Genomic DNA, 17900 nt, shown 5'->3' with positions numbered 1-17900 from the left:
TTTTATAATGACAGTAATTAAACTATGCAGGTGGTGTTAAAAATATGCCAAAAGCAGGAAGGAATACTGTGAACACAAGTACACTGGCTATGAATGATGGACAACTCAGGTCAATAACATGGACAAGCAAGTTGAAAGTGAAGTTAGAGCAAGTTTTCTTTAGATGGGGATTTGTTATTGCTGTAATCGGTTTTCTTTTAGGACGAGCATATATATTAACGAACATTTTACCGTTTGCACTACCGTTTTTTGCTGCTGTTTATGTAATGAAGCGTGATAAGATGGCACTCGCATTTCTGGCTCTTATGGGTGGTGCACTTTCCGTTTCGCTAGATAATTTACTTTTTGCCTTTGCATCTATTTTTACTTTCTTTATTTATAATATCTTCTTTAGTCGTTTTACACGTAAAATTGTTGGACTTGTACCATTCCAAGTATTTATCTCCGCACTAACCGCACATCTCGCTGTTGTTTACTTCGCACAGCAAACCGTCACTATGTATGACTTACTCGTAAGTACTATTGAAGCAGGACTTAGTTTTGTTTTAACGATGATTTTCTTGCAAAGTGTACCATTATTAACAGAAAGAAAGGGAAAACAACAAGCATTAGAAACGGAAGAAATTGTTTGTTTAATTATATTACTCGCATCTGTATTAACAGGTACAACAGATTGGTTTGTTTACGACGCTTCAGTTCAACATATTTTCACGAGATATTTAGTATTATTATTTGCTTTTGTTGCAGGAGCAGCTACTGGTTCAACAGTAGGAGTTGTTACAGGATTGATATTGAGTTTAGCGAACGTAGGTAGTTTATCTCAACTTAGTCTGCTAGCTTTTTCCGGGTTACTTGGTGGATTATTAAAAGAAGGGAAGCGTCTTGGTGTAAGTTTAGGGTTGTTAATTGGTACAAGTTTAATTACATTATACGTCGATAAGCAAGTAAATATTATAACAACTTTAATAGAATCTGGAGTGGCGATAGGATTCTTTATATTAACACCGAAGGGAATTATTGATCGGCTTGCTAAATTTATGCCAGGAACACAAGAGCATTCTCAGGATCAACAACAATATTTACGTAGAATGCGTGATGTGACAGCGAATAAAATTAATCAATTTGCAAATGTATTTTCTGCATTATCTAATAGTTTTTCGGTATATGGATATGTAGAGGAAGAAGATGAGGAAACAGAAGCTGATTTATTCCTAAGTACAATTACAGCAAAGACGTGTCAATCATGTTTTAAAAAGGATCAATGTTGGGTAGTGAATTTTGATAAAACATATGATTATATGAAACAAATTATGAATGAAACAGAAGAAGGAACCCTTCAGCATAACCGTAAATTAGTTCGTGAATGGGAAAAGCACTGTGTAAGAGGAAAAAAGGTAACAGATTTAATGGAAGGAGAATTAGGACATTTCTATGAGGGGCAAAAGTTACGAAAACAAATGAAAGATAATCGTAGAATTGTTGCGGAACAATTATTAGGTGTTTCAAAAGTAATGGAAGATTTTGCGAAAGAAATTCAGCGTGAACGGGAAAATCATCAAGTGCAGGAAGAGCAAATTCTACAAGCGTTTCGTGACTTTGGTGTTGAGGTAGAACATGTTGATATCTACTGTTTAGATAGAGGGAATATTGATATTGAAATGATGATTCCAGCGGCATCTAATCAACATGGTGAATGTGAAAAATTAGTTGCACCAATGCTTTCGGATATTTTAAAAGAAAATATTATTGTGAAACATGAAGAACCTTCTGCTTATCCGAATGGTCATAGCATGATATCTTTTGGGTCAGCGAAAACATTTTTTCTTGATACAGGGCTTGCTACAGCGGCAAAAGGAGGCGGATTTGTATCGGGAGATTCGTATGCGATGATGGATTTAAGTGTTGGGAAATATGCTCTTGCCATTAGTGACGGAATGGGTAACGGACAAAGGGCACATATGGAAAGTAAGGAAACGGTAAAATTGTTACAAAAAATATTGCAATCTGGTATCGATGAAGAAATTGCTATTAAGTCTATTAATTCAATTCTTTCATTGAGAACGACAGAAGAAATGTTTACGACGCTTGATTTAGCTATGGTAGATTTACGTGATGCAAGTGCTAAATTTTTAAAAATTGGTTCAACCCCAAGTTTTGTAAAACGTGGAAATGACGTTATTAAAATAGAAGCAAGCAATTTGCCGATGGGAATCATTGAGGATGTTGAGGTAGATGTTGTTGGTGAACAATTAAAAACAGAAGATATTTTGGTTATGATGAGCGATGGGATTTTTGAGGGAGCGCAGCACGTGGAAAACCATGAATTGTGGATGAAACGTAAGATTAAAGAACTGCAAACAGACGATCCGCAAGAAATTGCTGATATCATTATGGAAGAGGTTATTCGTTCTAGTGATGGATATATCAATGACGATATGACGATTGTTGTTGCAAAGGTAAAGAAGAATATGCCAAAGTGGGCTACGATTCCAATCATGGGTAAACAAGCGCAATAGAGGAGCGGAAAGTTTCTCGGTTTGGTTATGAGGTCTAGGGTGATACCTAGGCCTTTTTCTTATAGAAGAAATTAGTTTCATTCTTCTTATGAAGATAGGGGAGGGATGTAAGATAAAAATGTGAATTTTGCACATCTTTTTTTTGCACAAAGTTTGTAAAAGTTGTACCATTATAAGCAAGGTAAAGTATGTTATTGTTTGGTTTTAACGAAAGGTGATTGCGAAGTTGAAAGATACATTTGTTGAAAAAGTAGATGAGTTTGCAAAGCGGCATGATGTATTAGAGGAATATTCGACAATTGTTGTAGGGGTTTCTGGAGGCCCTGATTCTTTAGCTCTTTTATATTATTTATTAGAGAAAAGAGAAGAGAAGAAATTGAAAATTGTAGTCGCGCATGTGGATCACATGTTTAGAGGAAATGAATCCTATGAAGACTTGAAATTTGTGGAAAAACTTTGCCGGAAGATTGGGGTTATTTGCGAAACGATAAGAATTAATGTATCGCAATATCAACAGCAATATGGAATGAATGCACAGGTAGCTGCTAGGGAATGCCGATATGCATTTTTGGAAAGAATAATGAAGAAATATGATGCGCTATATGTAGCTCTTGGACATCATGGAGATGATCAAGTGGAGACGATTTTAATGCGTCTCGTCCGCGGGAGTACCCCGAAGGGTTATGCTGGAATTGCTGTAAAACGTCCTTTCCATGGTGGATATTTAATTAGACCTTTATTAGCGGTAACAAAGAAAGAAATCAATGCTTATTGTAATAGGATAGGGATTACACCACGTATGGACCCGAGTAACGAAAAGGAAGTATATACGAGGAATCGATTACGTAAGCATGTCCTGCCTTATTTAAAGGAGGAAAACCCTCATGTGCATGAGCAATTTCAAAAATTTAGTGTGCTTATGCAAGAGGATGAGGTGTATTTGCAGGAATTAGCTTTTGAAAAGATGAATAAAGTAATTACAAAAAAAAGTGATAAACACATCGTCTTATCAATTCCTGCCTTTGAATCCATGTCTATGCCTTTACAAAGGCGAGGGATTCAACTAATATTAAACTATCTTTATGAATACAAGATTCCTTCTTCGCTTTCTTCTATACATATTGACAAAGTTATTGCATTTTTTAAACGGAAACATCCTTCAGGATCACTTGATTTTCCTGTGGGTCTAAAAATTGTTCGTACATATGAAGAATGTAGTTTCCGATTTGAGCAAGAAATTGTTTTTCCTTTTTCACAAGTCTTATCAGTACCAGGTGCCATTACATTAGTAAATGGGGATGAACTTGTAGCAGAAGTAAATGAGGAATTACCAAGTAACATGAATGAAACGGTATTTGTTGCTAAGTATAATGATATATCATATCCTCTTCTTATACGCTCTAGAGAAAATGGAGATCGAATGTCGATAAAAGGTATGAGTGGTACAAAAAAGATAAAAGCTATTTTTATTGAGGCGAAAATACCGAAAGAAAAAAGAGAAGAGTGGCCAATTGTTTGTGATGCAAGCGGGAATATTATTTGGGTTCCATTGTTGAAACAATCTGCATTTGCTATTTCAAATGAAGCAGCAGATAAGGATAAATATATTATTATTCACTACAAAAGCAAGGAGTCTTCCAGGAGGATAATGAAATGATGAATCAAGATATCGAAAAAGTATTAATTTCCGAAGAACAAATACAAGAGAAGGTGCATGAGCTAGGTGCAATTATTGCAGAGGATTATAAAAATACAGTGCCTCTTGCAATTGGTGTATTAAAGGGTGCAATGCCATTTATGGCAGACTTATTAAAAAGAACAGATACATATCTTGAAATGGATTTTATGGCTGTTTCTAGCTACGGTCATTCTACAGTTTCAACAGGTGAAGTGAAAATTTTAAAAGACCTTGATACTTCTGTAGAAGGTCGCGATATTTTAATCGTTGAAGATATTATTGATAGTGGTCTTACATTAAGTTATTTAGTAGACCTATTCAAATATCGTAAGGCGAAATCTGTAAAGATTGTTACGCTATTAGATAAGCCAACTGGTCGCAAAGTCGATTTGAAGGCAGATTATGTTGGGTTTACTGTTCCTCATGAATTTGTTGTAGGGTATGGTTTAGATTATAAGGAGCAATATCGTAATCTTCCTTATGTTGGAGTATTAAAACCAAGCGTTTACTCAAATTAATTAAATACAGGCGTTATAATTGGATAGGAAAGTTTTTCTATGTTACGATTTACTATAGTGTTTATGCCGTGAGAGGAGGTTAGGAATGAATCGTATCTTCCGTAATACCATCTTTTATTTACTGATATTCTTAGTAGTAATTGGAATCGTGAGCTATTTTAATGGTTCAACACAAAAAACGACATCAGTTAGCTACGATAAATTCATTACTAAACTTGAAAAAGGTGAAGTGCGTAATGTGCAACTTCAACCGAAAAATGGTGTGTTTGAGGTAAAAGGACAATTTAGCAATGCTAGCCAGGAAGAGCAATTTGTTACTTATGCACCAAATACTGAAGAATTACAAAAGAAAATTAATGACAAAGCACAAGGTGCTGAAGTGAAGTATCAACCAGCAGAGGAAACAAGTGCTTGGGTGACATTCTTTACTTCTATCATTCCGTTTGTTATTATCTTCATTTTATTCTTCTTCTTACTAAACCAAGCTCAGGGTGGCGGTAGCCGTGTTATGAACTTTGGAAAAAGTAAGGCGAAGTTATACAATGATGAAAAGAAAAAAGTACGCTTCAGAGATGTAGCTGGAGCGGACGAAGAAAAACAAGAACTTGTTGAGGTAGTAGAATTCTTAAAAGATCCTCGTAAGTTTGCTGAGGTTGGTGCCCGTATTCCGAAGGGTGTTCTGTTAGTTGGACCTCCAGGTACAGGTAAAACATTACTTGCACGTGCAGTTGCAGGTGAAGCTGGCGTTCCTTTCTTCTCTATTAGTGGTTCTGATTTCGTAGAGATGTTTGTCGGTGTCGGTGCTTCCCGTGTACGTGATTTATTTGAAAATGCAAAGAAAAATGCTCCTTGTATCATTTTCATCGATGAAATTGATGCAGTGGGTCGTCAGCGTGGAGCGGGTCTTGGCGGTGGTCACGATGAGCGTGAACAAACGTTAAACCAACTTCTTGTTGAAATGGATGGATTCGGTGCAAATGAAGGTATTATTATCATCGCTGCAACAAACCGTCCTGATATTCTTGATCCGGCGTTATTACGTCCAGGACGTTTTGACCGTCAAATTACAGTCGATCGTCCAGATGTAAATGGGCGTGAAGCAGTACTGAAAGTACACGCTCGTAATAAGCCGCTCGATGAGAATATTAACTTAAGAGCAATCGCAACTCGCACACCGGGATTCTCTGGTGCGGATCTTGAAAACTTATTAAACGAAGCTGCATTAGTAGCTGCGCGTCAAGATAAGAAGAAAATTGATATGTCTGATATCGATGAAGCGACAGACCGTGTTATTGCAGGTCCTGCGAAGAAAAGCCGTGTTATTTCTGAAAAAGAACGCAATATTGTTGCATTCCATGAAGCAGGTCATACTGTAATTGGTGTTGTACTTGATGAGGCGGATATCGTTCATAAAGTAACAATTGTTCCTCGTGGTCAAGCTGGTGGATATGCGGTAATGCTTCCGAAAGAAGATCGTTACTTCATGACAAAACCGGAATTACTTGATAAAATTACTGGTTTACTTGGTGGTCGAGTAGCTGAGGAAATTGTATTCGGTGAAGTAAGTACAGGAGCTCACAACGACTTCCAACGTGCGACTGGTATTGCGAGACGTATGGTAACGGAATTTGGTATGAGTGACAAGCTTGGACCAATGCAGTTTGGTAGCTCACAAGGTGGTCAAGTGTTCTTAGGAAGAGATTTCCATTCGGAGCAAAACTACAGTGATGCAATTGCGCATGAAATTGATATGGAAATGCAAACGATTATGAAAGAATGTTATGCTCGTGCAAAACAAATTCTTACTGAAAAACGTGATAAGCTTGATATTATTGCGAAAACGTTACTTGAAGTAGAAACATTAGATGCAGAGCAAATCAATCATTTATATGATTATGGGGTTTTACCTGAACGTACGAAGTCGTCTGAAGATGTGAAAGTAAATATTACTATGAAAAAAGATGACGAAAACACAGAAGATAAATAAGAAATGAAGGAGTGACAATTGTCACTCCTTTTTTATGTTGAGAAAATTGTGTGCTTGTATATATAAATACAGATTGAAAACTAACATGAAACCCTTCCTTTTAGGTGGAAAAGAGGATCCGCCCATGCATAGAAGCGGTCAGTGCCTTTTTAGCCCTATGCCATAAAAGCAGAGGGAGAAAATGAGTCAAAGTCTCTTTTTGTTCTTCGTAGCCACAATTTATATGTTAGAAAATCAAATCGGATTTACATATAAATTTGAATCTTCTTTGCATTAAAAATTGAAATAGTGAACAATCTTTTTGTAAAATGATGAAGATGGAAAAGCTGATTATATAGGTATATATGATATGATGGCAGTATCAGTTTTGTACATACTGCACAAATATAGATTAAATAAGATAAGTGGTGAGAATATGATTTTTGTATTGGATGTAGGGAATACAAATGCGGTGCTTGGTGTATTTGAAGATGGAAAACTTCGTCAGCATTGGCGCATGGAGACAGATCGTCATAAAACAGAAGATGAATACGGTATGTTAGTGAAACAGTTGCTTGAACATGAGGGCCTTTCTTTTCAAGATGTGAAAGGAATTATTGTTTCCTCGGTTGTACCACCAATTATGTTTGCCTTAGAGCGTATGTGTGAGAAGTATTTCAAAATTAAACCTCTTGTAGTGGGGCCGGGGATAAAGACAGGTTTAAATATTAAATATGAAAATCCACGTGAGGTTGGAGCAGATCGTATTGTAAATGCTGTAGCTGGTATCCAATTATATGGAAGCCCGCTTATTATTGTCGATTTTGGTACAGCGACTACATATTGTTATATTAACGAGAATAAGCATTATATGGGTGGTGTAATTACACCGGGGATTATGATTTCGGCAGAGGCTTTATACAGTAGAGCGGCTAAACTTCCTCGTATTGAAATTACAAAACCAAGTAGCGTTGTTGGGAAGAATACGATAAGTGCAATGCAATCTGGCATTCTTTACGGATATGTCGGACAAGTAGAAGGTATTGTGAAGCGTATGAAAGAAGAAGCTAAACAAGAACCGAAAGTGATTGCAACTGGTGGATTAGCGAAGTTAATTGCAGAAGAATCGAATGTAATTGATATTGTAGATCCGTTTTTAACATTAAAAGGCTTGCATATGTTATATGAGCGTAATGCAAATTTACAACATGAGAAGGGTGAATAAATAAGTATGAAAGATTATTTAGTAAAAGCATTGGCGTTTGATGGAGAAGTTCGTGCCTATAGTGTGCGTACAACAAATACGGTAAGTGAGGCGCAAAGACGTCATGATACATGGAGGACTGCTTCAGCGGCACTTGGGCGTTCGTTAACAGCTGGTGCAATGATGGGAGCTATGCTAAAAGGTGATCAGAAGCTGACAATTAAGGTGGAAGGAAACGGTCCACTTGGCCCAATCCTAGTGGATGCCCATGCAAATGGGGATGTGCGTGGATATGTAACGAATCCGCACGTTGATTTTGAAGCAACAGAGCAAGGGAAATTACGTGTGTACCAAGCTGTAGGTACAGAAGGTTTCTTAACAGTCATTAAAGATATTGGCATGAGGGAACCGTTTATCGGACAATCTCCAATTGTTTCAGGTGAATTAGGAGAAGATTTCACGTATTACTTTGCTGTTTCTGAGCAAACGCCTTCTTCTGTTGGGGTTGGTGTTCTTGTAAATGGAGATGATAGCATATTAGCGGCTGGTGGATTTATTCTGCAAATTATGCCAGGAGCACAGGAAGAGACAATCTCATTTATCGAAGAACGCTTGCAAAAAATCCCGCCTGTCTCAAAATTAATTGAACAAGGTCTTGCGCCAGAAGAGTTATTATATGAAGTATTAGGGGAAGACAAAGTAAAAGTACTAGAAACAATGGATGTTCAATTTAACTGCACATGCTCTCGTGAGCGCATTGAAGCAGTATTAATTAGTTTAGGTAAGGAAGAATTAAAACAAGTTCGTGAGGAAGAGGATGAAACTGAAGTGCATTGTCATTTCTGTAATGAAAGATATAAGTTCTCTAAAGAAGACATTACAAATATAATTAATAGTCTATAAAATAAGAATTATTTCTGGCAATTGTCAATCATCCAAATAGATTGACAAGTAAGAAAAATTCTGCCAAAATTGAAATATATATAAAACCAATAAAAATACTCGGTGTTAGGAGTGACAGAAATGCGAGTGGCACAATCAGTTTCAGAATTAATCGGGAAAACGCCGATCGTTAAGTTGAACCGCATCGTAGAGCAAGACAGCGCAGACATTTACTTAAAATTAGAATTTATGAATCCTGGAAGTAGCGTGAAAGATCGTATTGCACTATCTATGATTGAAGCTGCTGAACAAGAAGGATTATTAAAAGAGGGCGATACAATTATTGAACCAACGAGTGGTAACACGGGAATTGGTTTAGCAATGGTAGCTGCTGCAAAAGGATATAGAGCAATTTTAGTAATGCCGGAAACAATGAGTGTTGAACGTCGTAATTTACTACGTGCTTATGGGGCTGAATTAGTATTGACTCCAGGACCAGAAGGAATGGGCGGTGCAATTCGCAAAGCGACTGAATTAGCAAAAGAGAATGGTTACTTTATACCACAGCAATTCCAAAATCCAGCGAACCCAGAAATTCATCGTTTGACAACAGGGCCAGAAATCGTTGAGCAAATGGGCGATCAATTAGATGCGTTTATCGCAGGTATTGGTACTGGTGGAACAATCACGGGTGCTGGTGAGGTTTTAAAAGAAAAATATGAAAGCATTAAAATTTATGCAGTAGAACCTGCAGATTCTCCGGTTTTATCGGGGGGGAAACCAGGTCCGCATAAGATTCAAGGTATCGGAGCGGGGTTTGTTCCAGAAACATTGGATGTAGAAGTATATGATGAAGTGATCCAAGTTAAAACAGAGCAAGCATTCGAATATGCGAGAAGAGTAGCTCGTGAAGAAGGAATTTTAGTTGGGATTTCTTCAGGTGCTGTCATTTATGCTGCGACAGAAGTAGCGAAAAACCTTGGTAAAGGGAAGAAAGTACTTGTGGTTATTCCAAGTAATGGTGAGCGTTATTTAAGTACACCGCTTTATCAATTTGAATCATAATTAGTACGGTTAAGAAAAAGCATTCCTTTTCAGGAATGCTTTTTCTTTTTTTGTTTGAAAATAGGAAAAGAGTGAATGACTAGAAAACTTCATGTAAAATAAGTAGTAGTAAAGTTAAATTATTTTCACTAGCTTCCAAGGACAATTATTTCACACTAACCATCTATGATTTGAGATGATAGTTCTAAGGGAGTGGGATAAAAGAAGACGGGGTGTTGGTATGCAGCAAAGAAAATCTTTAGCGCTTTCTATTCCATATCAGTTAGACTTTTTTAAGCAGTATAAGTTTCTTTCTCAAAATAAGAATCAACATATTTTGTTAGAAAGTGGACGAGGGGGCCGCTATAGTATTGTGGGGCTTGATCCTGTAGCGGTGATTCAGGGGAAGAATGAAACGTTACATATAAGTGAAAGCGGTAAGGAAACAATAGAACAAGGTAATCCTTTAGATTTAATGCAAAAGTATATGGAGCGATGGAAAACGGATCATAATCCAGACTACCCACCTTTTCAAGGGGGCGCGATCGGGTATTTTAGTTACGACTGTATCCGTTATATTGAGAAACTTCCTTCCTTTGCATTGGATGATGTGGATATACCTGACATATTCTTTTTATTATTTAATGACGTGTTTGTGTATGATCAACAAGAGAGAGTGTTGTGGATTATTACACATTATATAGATGAACGTGAAGAAGCAGAAGGTCGTTTGAATGAATGGAAGAGCATTTGGATGAAGGAAGCTCCTGAAGTTAAAGTGCCATTTGAATGTCCTGAAAATAGAAATGAAGCAGTAGCTTTTACAGAAGAAGGATTTATGAAAGCTGTTCAGCGTATCCAAGAATACATTGGAGCTGGAGATGTGTTTCAAGTAAATCTGTCTACAAGACAAGAGAAAACATTGCAAACACATCCACTAGAAATTTATACGAGTCTTCGTGAAATTAATCCATCACCATATATGGGATACTTAGAGCTTGGGGATTTTCAAATTGTTAGCGGTTCACCGGAATTGTTAATTAAAAAACAAGGGAATGAAGTGAGCACTCGTCCGATTGCCGGTACACGTTCTCGCGGGAAAAATGAACTAGAAGATGAAACCTTGGCAAAAGAGTTAATTGAAAATGAAAAAGAACGTGCAGAACATGTCATGCTTGTAGATTTAGAGCGTAATGACTTAGGGCGAGTTTGTAAGTACGGAACTGTAGAAGTAGATGAATTTATGGTAATTGAAAAATACTCGCATGTTATGCATATCGTTTCAAATGTTCGCGGTGAGGTTGAATCGGATAAGGATGCTTTCGATTTAGTAAGAGCTGTGTTTCCAGGTGGAACGATTACGGGTGCGCCAAAAATCCGTACGATGGAAATTATCGAAGAATTAGAACCTGTTCGTCGCGGAATTTATACAGGTTCAATTGGATGGATTGGTTACTCAGGAGATATGGAATTAAATATTGTAATTCGTACGCTTCTTGCAAAGGATGGTCAAGCGTATGTACAGGCCGGGGCAGGAATTGTAATTGATTCAAATCCAAAAAATGAGTATAAAGAATCGTTGAAAAAAGCAATCGCCCTATGGCGTGCGAAAGAAAGCAGCGAAGAAACGGTTAGGTGAGAGAAATGATATTGATGATTGATAATTATGATTCTTTTACATTTAATTTAGTACAATTTCTCGGAGAGCTTGGACAAGAGCTTGTTGTTAAACGTAATGATGAAGTTACAATTTCAGATATTGAACAAATGAAACCAGACTTTTTAATGATTTCACCAGGACCGTGTAGTCCGAATGAAGCTGGTATAAGTATGGATGTCATTAAATATTTCGCAGGAAAGATTCCTATTTTTGGTGTGTGCTTAGGTCATCAATCAATTGCGCAGGTGTTTGGAGGAGATGTTGTTCGTGCAGAGCGTTTAATGCATGGGAAAACTTCTCCGATGTATCATGATGGGAAAACAATTTTTTCAGAAATCCCCAATCCATTTACAGCGACACGTTATCACTCTCTCATTGTAAAAAAAGAAACATTGCCAGAATGTTTAGAAGTGACATCTTGGACAGAAGAGGGAGAAATTATGGCGCTTCGTCATAAAACATTGCCGATTGAAGGGGTGCAATTCCATCCGGAGTCTATTATGACTTCTCATGGGAAAGAGTTACTTCAGAATTTTATTCGTAGTTATAGTCCGAGTGTATCGTCATGTTAATTTATGTGAACGGGGCATATGTGGAAGCAAGTGAGGCGAAAATCTCTCCTTATGACCATGGGTATTTATATGGACTGGGGGTTTTTGAGACATTTCGTATTTATAACGGTCACCCATTTTTATTAGATGATCACTATGAACGCTTAATGGGTGCTCTTTCTACTTTGCAAATTGAATGGACGATGACAAAAGATGGTGTGCTACGTATTTTACAGGAGTTACTCGTAAGAAACGGGTTAGAAAATGCGTATATTCGTTTTAATGTTTCAGCTGGTATAGATGAAATAGGTTTACAAACAGGGGTTTATGAAAAGCCCTCTGTCATCGTATTTATAAAGCCTTTGGCAGTTCCGAGTGTAGTGGTGGAAAAGGAAGGCGTTATTTTGAAGCAAACACGAAATACGCCAGAAGGAGCATTTCGTTTAAAGTCCCATCACTATTTAAATAACATTTTAGGGAAACGTGAAATTGGAAATGTAGCGGGCAAAGAAGGGATTTTCTTCACTGAAGCAGGTCACGTTGCAGAGGGGATTGTTTCGAATCTCTTTTTTGTAAAGGAAGGTGTTTTATATACGCCATCGCTGGAAACTGGGATTTTAAATGGGATCACTCGCGCTTTTATTATAAGAATTGCTGAAGTATTAGATGTACATGTGGAAGAAGGTTTCTTTACGCAAAAGGAACTGCTTTCTGCTGATGAGGTGTTTGTAACAAATTCTATTCAAGAGATTGTTCCGCTTAATCAGATTGGCGAAAGTGATTTCCCTGGTAAAGAAGGAAAGGTTACAAAGTCTCTAATACGTGTATATGAAATGCATAGAGAAAATCTTTGGAGCCGAAATGAATTGCGAAGAGGAGATGTGTAGTGTGAAGTGGGATTATGGTTTGCGCTGCGGCGAATATACATTGGATTTAAATAAAAAGACATTAATCATGGGGATTTTAAATGTTACACCGGACTCATTCTCAGATGGTGGAAACTTCGATGAGGTGAACGCAGCTATAAGTCATGCGAAAGCAATGGTGGAAGCCGGTGCTGATATTATTGATATAGGCGGAGAATCAACTCGTCCTGGTTTCGCAAAAGTTTCGGTGGAAGAAGAGTTAGGGCGTGTAATTCCGATGATTCAAGCGGTATCGAAAGAAGTGAAAGTGCCTATTTCTATCGATACGTATAAAGCTGAAGTAGCTAAGCAAGCAATTGAAGCGGGTGCTCATATTATTAATGATATATGGGGAGCAAAGGCAGAACCAAAAATTGCGGAAGTTGCAGCGCATTATAATGTGCCGATTATTTTAATGCATAATCGTGAGAATACAAATTACCGTAATCTTATGGCGGATATGATTGCGGATTTATACGAGAGTGTTAAAATTGCAAAAGATGCAGGTGTATCGGATGAAAATATCATTTTAGATCCAGGTATCGGTTTTGCGAAGACGCCAGAACAAAACTTAGAAGCAATGCGTAATTTAGAACAGTTACATGTATTAGGGTATCCAGTTCTTCTTGCGACTTCGAGAAAGTCATTTATCGGACATGTTTTAGATTTACCGGTAGAGGAACGTGTAGAAGGGACAGGAGCATCGATTTGTCTTGGGATTGAAAAAGGTTGTGAAATGATTCGTGTTCATGATGTGAAGGAAATGGCGCGTATGGCAAAAATGATGGATGCGATGATTGGTAAGGGGGTAAACTGATTGGATAAAATTTATATTCATGATATGGAGTTTTATGGATATCATGGTGTATTTCCAGAAGAGAATAAATTGGGACAAAGATTTAGAGTGGATTTAACGGTAGAATTGGATTTAAAACAAGCAGGCGAAAGTGATAACTTAGAGCATTCGGTAAACTACGGAGAGCTCTTTGAACTTTGCAAGCAAGTGGTTGAGGATCGAACATACAAGCTTGTAGAAAGTATTGCAGAGAATGTAGCGACGAATGTGTTGAACCAATACGGAAGTATTTTGCGATGCACAGTAAAGGTTGTTAAACCGGATCCGCCAATACCTGGGCATTATCGTGCTGTGGCAGTGGAAATTACGAGAGAACGACCATGAAAAATGTTGTATACGTTGCGTTAGGGTCAAATATTGGTGATCGTTATGCTTATTTATCACAAGCGATTGAGTTGTTAAATAAAAACCCTCACATTCGAGTGGAGGATGTCTCTTCTGTGTATGAAACAGATCCGGTTGGGTATACAGATCAAAATCGTTTTTTAAATCTAGTTATAAAAATTTCTACCAATTTATCGCCACAAGAATTGTTGAAAGTAACGCAAAAGGTTGAAATTGATTTAGGAAGAAAAAGGGAAATTAGGTGGGGTCCGCGAACCGTTGACCTTGACATTTTGCTTTATAATCAAGAAAATGTTGAAGCAGAGAATCTTATTGTTCCGCATCCGCGGATGTTCGAAAGAGCTTTTGTTATCGTTCCGTTGTTAGAAATTAATCAAGATATAAAACAAAACATTTCACGTTCACAAATAGATGAAATGAAAAGGCGAGAGGGAGTAACGGTATGGAAGCAGAAAAATGGGGAAGACGCATTCGTGCTTTTCGGAAGCTAAAAGGTTATACGCAAGAAGGTTTTGCAAAGGAATTAGGGGTATCTGTATCAGTTTTAGGAGAAGTTGAGAGAGGGAATAGAACCCCTTCTCAAGATTTTGTAGTAGAAGTTGCGAAGACGTTAAAGATTTCAATAGAAGAATTAATGCCAAAGTAAGGATAGGGGAAGGAGATAGTTGAGTGTTAAAGATTGCCAATATTGAGATGAAGAATCCAGTTGTACTAGCACCGATGGCGGGAGTGTGTAATTCTGCATTCCGTTTAACAGTAAAGGAATTTGGTGCAGGTCTAGTATGTGCTGAAATGGTAAGCGATAAGGCGATTTTATTTAATAACAAAAAAACATTAGATATGCTATATATCGATGAGAGAGAAAAGCCACTAAGTTTGCAAATTTTTGGTGGGGAGAAAGAAACGCTTGTTGACGCTGCAAGATATGTAGATAAAAACACAACAGCGGATATTATCGATATCAATATGGGTTGCCCTGTTCCGAAAATTACGAAGTGTGATGCTGGTGCAAAGTGGCTTTTAGACCCGAATAAAATATATGAAATGGTAGCGGCGGTTGTAGATGCTGTTGAAAAGCCAGTTACAGTGAAAATGCGTATTGGTTGGGATGAAGACCATATTTTCGCAATTGAAAATGCTAGAGCGGTTGAACGTGCAGGCGGTCAAGCGGTAGCGGTTCATGGGCGTACACGTGTTCAGATGTATGAAGGAAAAGCAGATTGGGATATTATTAAACAGGTAAAACAATCTGTAAATATTCCGGTTATCGGAAATGGTGACGTGGAAACACCTCAAGATGCGAAACGTATGCTTGATGAAGTTGGTGTTGATGGTGTTATGATAGGTCGAGCAGCTCTTGGGAATCCATGGATGATTTATCGTACGGTAAAATATTTAGAAACAGGGGAATTAATGCCTGAGCCAACGGTGCGTGAGAAAATAGATGTATGTATGCTGCACTTAGATCGTCTTATTGATTTAAAGAATGAAAACATTGCAGTAAGAGAAATGAGAAAGCATGCAGCTTGGTATTTAAAAGGTGTTCGTGGTAATGCGGGAGTGCGTAATGCGATTAATGCTTGTAATACGCGTCAAGACTTTGCCTCTTTATTAGGGGCTTTTGTAGAGGAAGTAGAAGCAAAACAAAAAACAATTCATGTTGGTTAATTAGAAGTAAGAGGGGATGATTGACATTCTCTCTTTCACTTCCTATAATTACGTGAAAGAAAGAAGGCTGCCAGTATACTACTGGCAGTTTTTCTAGTTGAGTAGAAAATGATATACTGTATATATTGTAAAATTTAATAGAGCTGGAGTGATATCAATACCATGGATAACATGAACCACGAAGAATTAAACGACCAATTGCTTGTGCGTCGCGAGAAGCTACATAACTTACGTGAACAAGGGATTGATCCTTTTGGTAAACGTTTTGAACGTACGAATTCAACGAAAGAATTATTCAACTTGTATGGAGAGTTCTCTAAAGAAGAATTAGAAGAGAAGGAAATCTCTGTTTCTATTGCTGGTCGTATTATGACAAAGCGCGGTAAAGGTAAAGCAGGTTTTGCACATATTCAAGATTTACACGGACAAGTTCAAATCTATGTTCGTAAAGATGCTGTTGGAGATGAGCAGTATGAATTATTTAAGACAGCTGATTTAGGTGATTTAGTAGGGATCGAAGGGAAAGTTTTCAAAACAAATGTAGGAGAACTTTCAGTAAAAGCGACAGGCTTTACGTTATTAACAAAAGCTCTTCGTCCACTGCCGGATAAATACCATGGATTGAAAGATGTTGAACAACGCTACCGTCAACGTTACTTAGATTTAATTACAAGTATGGAAAGTCGTGAAACATTTGTTACTCGTAGTAAAATCATTCGTGAAATGAGAAGATACTTAGATGACAATGGTTATCTTGAAGTGGAAACACCGATGATGCATGCAATTGCGGGTGGGGCATCTGCTCGTCCATTCATTACACATCACAATGCGTTAGATATGGAACTATATATGCGTATTGCAATCGAGTTACACTTAAAGCGCCTTATTGTAGGTGGTTTAGAGAAAGTATATGAAATCGGTCGTGTATTCCGTAATGAAGGTGTATCAACGCGTCATAATCCTGAATTTACAATGATTGAATTATATGAAGCGTATGCTGACTATAAAGATATTATGAAACTAACAGAAAATATGATCGCTCATATTGCGAAACAAGTACTAGGTACAACAACAATCCAATACGGTGAACAAGAAATTAATTTAGAGCCAGAATGGACACGCCTTCATATGGTAGATGCAATTAAACAATACTCTGGAGCGGACTTCTGGAATCCAATGAGTGTTGAGGAAGCGCGTGCATTAGCGAAAGAGCATAGTGTAGAAATTAAAGATACAATGGAAGTTGGACATATTATTAATGAGTTCTTCGAACAGAAGGTAGAAGAAAAGTTAATCCAACCTACATTTATCTATGGTCACCCAGTGGAAATTTCTCCTCTTGCGAAAAAGAATGATGAAGATCCACGCTTTACAGATCGTTTCGAGTTATTCATTGTTGCTCGTGAGCATGCAAATGCATTTACAGAATTAAATGATCCGATCGATCAAAAAGAGCGTTTTGAAGCACAATTAAAAGAACGCGAGCAAGGTAATGATGAAGCTCACATGATGGACGATGATTATATCGAAGCACTTGAGTACGGTATGCCTCCTACAGGTGGACTTGGAATTGGTATCGACCGTCTTGTTATGCTATTAACAAATGCACCATCTATTCGTGATGTACTATTATTCCCAGCGATGCGTCATAAACAAGACTAAACTAAGCTTTGGAGATTTCTCCAAAGCTTTTCTTTTTGTTGTTTTGTTTTTTGGTATAGTGAAGTAAAGCCTAAACGATTCGTTTCCGGCATAGAAGAAAGGTGCTTTACATAGGGGAATAGTACTGTTTTTATATTTTTTCACTATGTTAAAAATTTTATTGAAAAAACTATTGCATTTTAATAAATGAACTGGTATATTTATATTCGTTGTCACGAAAGACAACAAAGAGAACGAACGAAAACAACTTTTAAATAAAAAGTTGTTGACGAAAATATAACGAAATGTTATATTAATAAAGTCGCTTCAGCGGCAAATGAGTTCTTTGAAAACTGAACGAAACAAACAACGTGAAACGTCAATTTTTATTTTAGATGCTAGACAAACTTTATTGGAGAGTTTGATCCTGGCTCAGGATGAACGCTGGCGGCGTGCCTAATACATG

The 17900-nt window shown here is 37.4% G+C and carries 16 protein-coding genes; all 16 read left to right on the top strand.

Annotated elements, in window-relative coordinates; genetic code table 11:
- Positions 1 to 44 precede the first annotated feature (44 nt).
- The 16 genes from spoIIE to lysS all read left to right on the top strand — a co-directional run bounded on the left by spoIIE (position 45) and on the right by lysS (position 17455).
- Positions 45 to 2516: a stage II sporulation protein E gene (gene spoIIE, locus AC1M36_RS26250; protein ID WP_336454056.1), complete on the top strand. Its 2472-nt coding sequence runs from the start codon at positions 45 to 47 to the stop codon at positions 2514 to 2516.
- A 226-nt stretch (positions 2517 to 2742) separates the two neighbouring features.
- Entirely contained in the window at positions 2743 to 4173 is a 1431-nt protein-coding gene (gene tilS, locus AC1M36_RS26245) for a tRNA lysidine(34) synthetase TilS (protein WP_336454055.1), read from the top strand.
- The gene (gene hpt / locus AC1M36_RS26240) at positions 4170 to 4712 is read left to right on the top strand and encodes a hypoxanthine phosphoribosyltransferase (RefSeq protein WP_000981837.1); all 543 of its coding nucleotides are present in this window, start codon (positions 4170 to 4172) and stop codon (positions 4710 to 4712) included. Before tilS ends, hpt begins: the two co-directional genes overlap by 4 nt.
- An 85-nt stretch (positions 4713 to 4797) precedes the next feature.
- Entirely contained in the window at positions 4798 to 6699 is a 1902-nt protein-coding gene (ftsH, locus tag AC1M36_RS26235) for an ATP-dependent zinc metalloprotease FtsH (protein ID WP_336454054.1), read from the top strand.
- Between the two features lie 415 nt (positions 6700 to 7114).
- A complete protein-coding gene (locus tag AC1M36_RS26230; RefSeq protein WP_017154404.1) occupies positions 7115 to 7903 on the top strand; it encodes a type III pantothenate kinase in 789 nt (262 codons plus the stop codon).
- A gap of 6 nt (positions 7904 to 7909) precedes the next feature.
- Positions 7910 to 8785, top strand: a complete 876-nt coding sequence (gene hslO / locus AC1M36_RS26225) for a redox-regulated molecular chaperone HslO (RefSeq protein WP_336454053.1) — start codon at positions 7910 to 7912, stop codon at positions 8783 to 8785.
- Positions 8786 to 8905: 120 nt separating this feature from the next.
- Positions 8906 to 9829: a cysteine synthase A gene (cysK, locus tag AC1M36_RS26220; protein WP_336454052.1), complete on the top strand. Its 924-nt coding sequence runs from the start codon at positions 8906 to 8908 to the stop codon at positions 9827 to 9829.
- A 220-nt stretch (positions 9830 to 10049) separates the two neighbouring features.
- On the top strand, positions 10050 to 11447 hold the full coding sequence (gene trpE, locus AC1M36_RS26215) for an anthranilate synthase component I (RefSeq protein ID WP_336454051.1): 1398 nt from the start codon (positions 10050 to 10052) through the stop codon (positions 11445 to 11447).
- A 5-nt stretch (positions 11448 to 11452) separates the two neighbouring features.
- Complete coding sequence (gene pabA / locus AC1M36_RS26210; RefSeq protein WP_026049377.1) at positions 11453 to 12040, top strand: aminodeoxychorismate/anthranilate synthase component II; 588 nt, start codon at positions 11453 to 11455, stop codon at positions 12038 to 12040.
- A complete protein-coding gene (pabC, locus tag AC1M36_RS26205) occupies positions 12034 to 12906 on the top strand; it encodes an aminodeoxychorismate lyase (protein ID WP_336454050.1) in 873 nt (290 codons plus the stop codon). The genes pabA and pabC overlap by 7 nt, the downstream gene beginning before the upstream one ends.
- Entirely contained in the window at positions 12881 to 13741 is an 861-nt protein-coding gene (gene folP, locus AC1M36_RS26200) for a dihydropteroate synthase (protein ID WP_336454049.1), read from the top strand. Before pabC ends, folP begins: the two co-directional genes overlap by 26 nt.
- Positions 13742 to 14104 (top strand): dihydroneopterin aldolase, encoded by a 363-nt coding sequence (folB, locus tag AC1M36_RS26195; protein WP_336454048.1) that lies wholly within the window; start codon positions 13742 to 13744, stop codon positions 14102 to 14104.
- Positions 14101 to 14616 (top strand): 2-amino-4-hydroxy-6-hydroxymethyldihydropteridine diphosphokinase, encoded by a 516-nt coding sequence (folK, locus tag AC1M36_RS26190; protein ID WP_336454047.1) that lies wholly within the window; start codon positions 14101 to 14103, stop codon positions 14614 to 14616. Before folB ends, folK begins: the two co-directional genes overlap by 4 nt.
- Positions 14568 to 14771: a helix-turn-helix domain-containing protein gene (locus AC1M36_RS26185; RefSeq protein ID WP_336454046.1), complete on the top strand. Its 204-nt coding sequence runs from the start codon at positions 14568 to 14570 to the stop codon at positions 14769 to 14771. Before folK ends, AC1M36_RS26185 begins: the two co-directional genes overlap by 49 nt.
- Before the next feature lie 23 nt (positions 14772 to 14794).
- Complete coding sequence (gene dusB / locus AC1M36_RS26180; RefSeq protein ID WP_336454045.1) at positions 14795 to 15793, top strand: tRNA dihydrouridine synthase DusB; 999 nt, start codon at positions 14795 to 14797, stop codon at positions 15791 to 15793.
- A gap of 162 nt (positions 15794 to 15955) precedes the next feature.
- Complete coding sequence (gene lysS / locus AC1M36_RS26175) at positions 15956 to 17455, top strand: lysine--tRNA ligase (RefSeq protein ID WP_336454044.1); 1500 nt, start codon at positions 15956 to 15958, stop codon at positions 17453 to 17455.
- Positions 17456 to 17900: the final 445 nt, after the last annotated feature.

Source organism: Bacillus sp. Medicinal_06 (assembly GCF_056711665.1).
The sequence above is the reverse complement of the archived record's forward strand: the minus strand, read 5'-3'. Positions and strand labels throughout refer to the sequence as shown.

Bases quoted from the DNA above. Each gene is read 5' to 3' on its own strand.
- spoIIE (WP_336454056.1), top strand. From the start codon at position 45: ATGCCAAAAGCAGGAAGGAATACTGTGAACACAAGTACACTGGCTATG.
- hpt (WP_000981837.1), top strand. From the start codon at position 4,170: ATGATGAATCAAGATATCGAAAAAGTATTAATTTCCGAAGAACAAATA.
- ftsH (WP_336454054.1), top strand. From the start codon at position 4,798: ATGAATCGTATCTTCCGTAATACCATCTTTTATTTACTGATATTCTTA.
- AC1M36_RS26230 (WP_017154404.1), top strand. From the start codon at position 7,115: ATGATTTTTGTATTGGATGTAGGGAATACAAATGCGGTGCTTGGTGTA.
- hslO (WP_336454053.1), top strand. From the start codon at position 7,910: ATGAAAGATTATTTAGTAAAAGCATTGGCGTTTGATGGAGAAGTTCGT.
- cysK (WP_336454052.1), top strand. From the start codon at position 8,906: ATGCGAGTGGCACAATCAGTTTCAGAATTAATCGGGAAAACGCCGATC.
- trpE (WP_336454051.1), top strand. From the start codon at position 10,050: ATGCAGCAAAGAAAATCTTTAGCGCTTTCTATTCCATATCAGTTAGAC.
- pabA (WP_026049377.1), top strand. From the start codon at position 11,453: ATGATATTGATGATTGATAATTATGATTCTTTTACATTTAATTTAGTA.
- pabC (WP_336454050.1), top strand. From the start codon at position 12,034: ATGTTAATTTATGTGAACGGGGCATATGTGGAAGCAAGTGAGGCGAAA.
- folP (WP_336454049.1), top strand. From the start codon at position 12,881: ATGAATTGCGAAGAGGAGATGTGTAGTGTGAAGTGGGATTATGGTTTG.
- folK (WP_336454047.1), top strand. From the start codon at position 14,101: ATGAAAAATGTTGTATACGTTGCGTTAGGGTCAAATATTGGTGATCGT.
- AC1M36_RS26185 (WP_336454046.1), top strand. From the start codon at position 14,568: ATGGAAGCAGAAAAATGGGGAAGACGCATTCGTGCTTTTCGGAAGCTA.
- lysS (WP_336454044.1), top strand. From the start codon at position 15,956: ATGGATAACATGAACCACGAAGAATTAAACGACCAATTGCTTGTGCGT.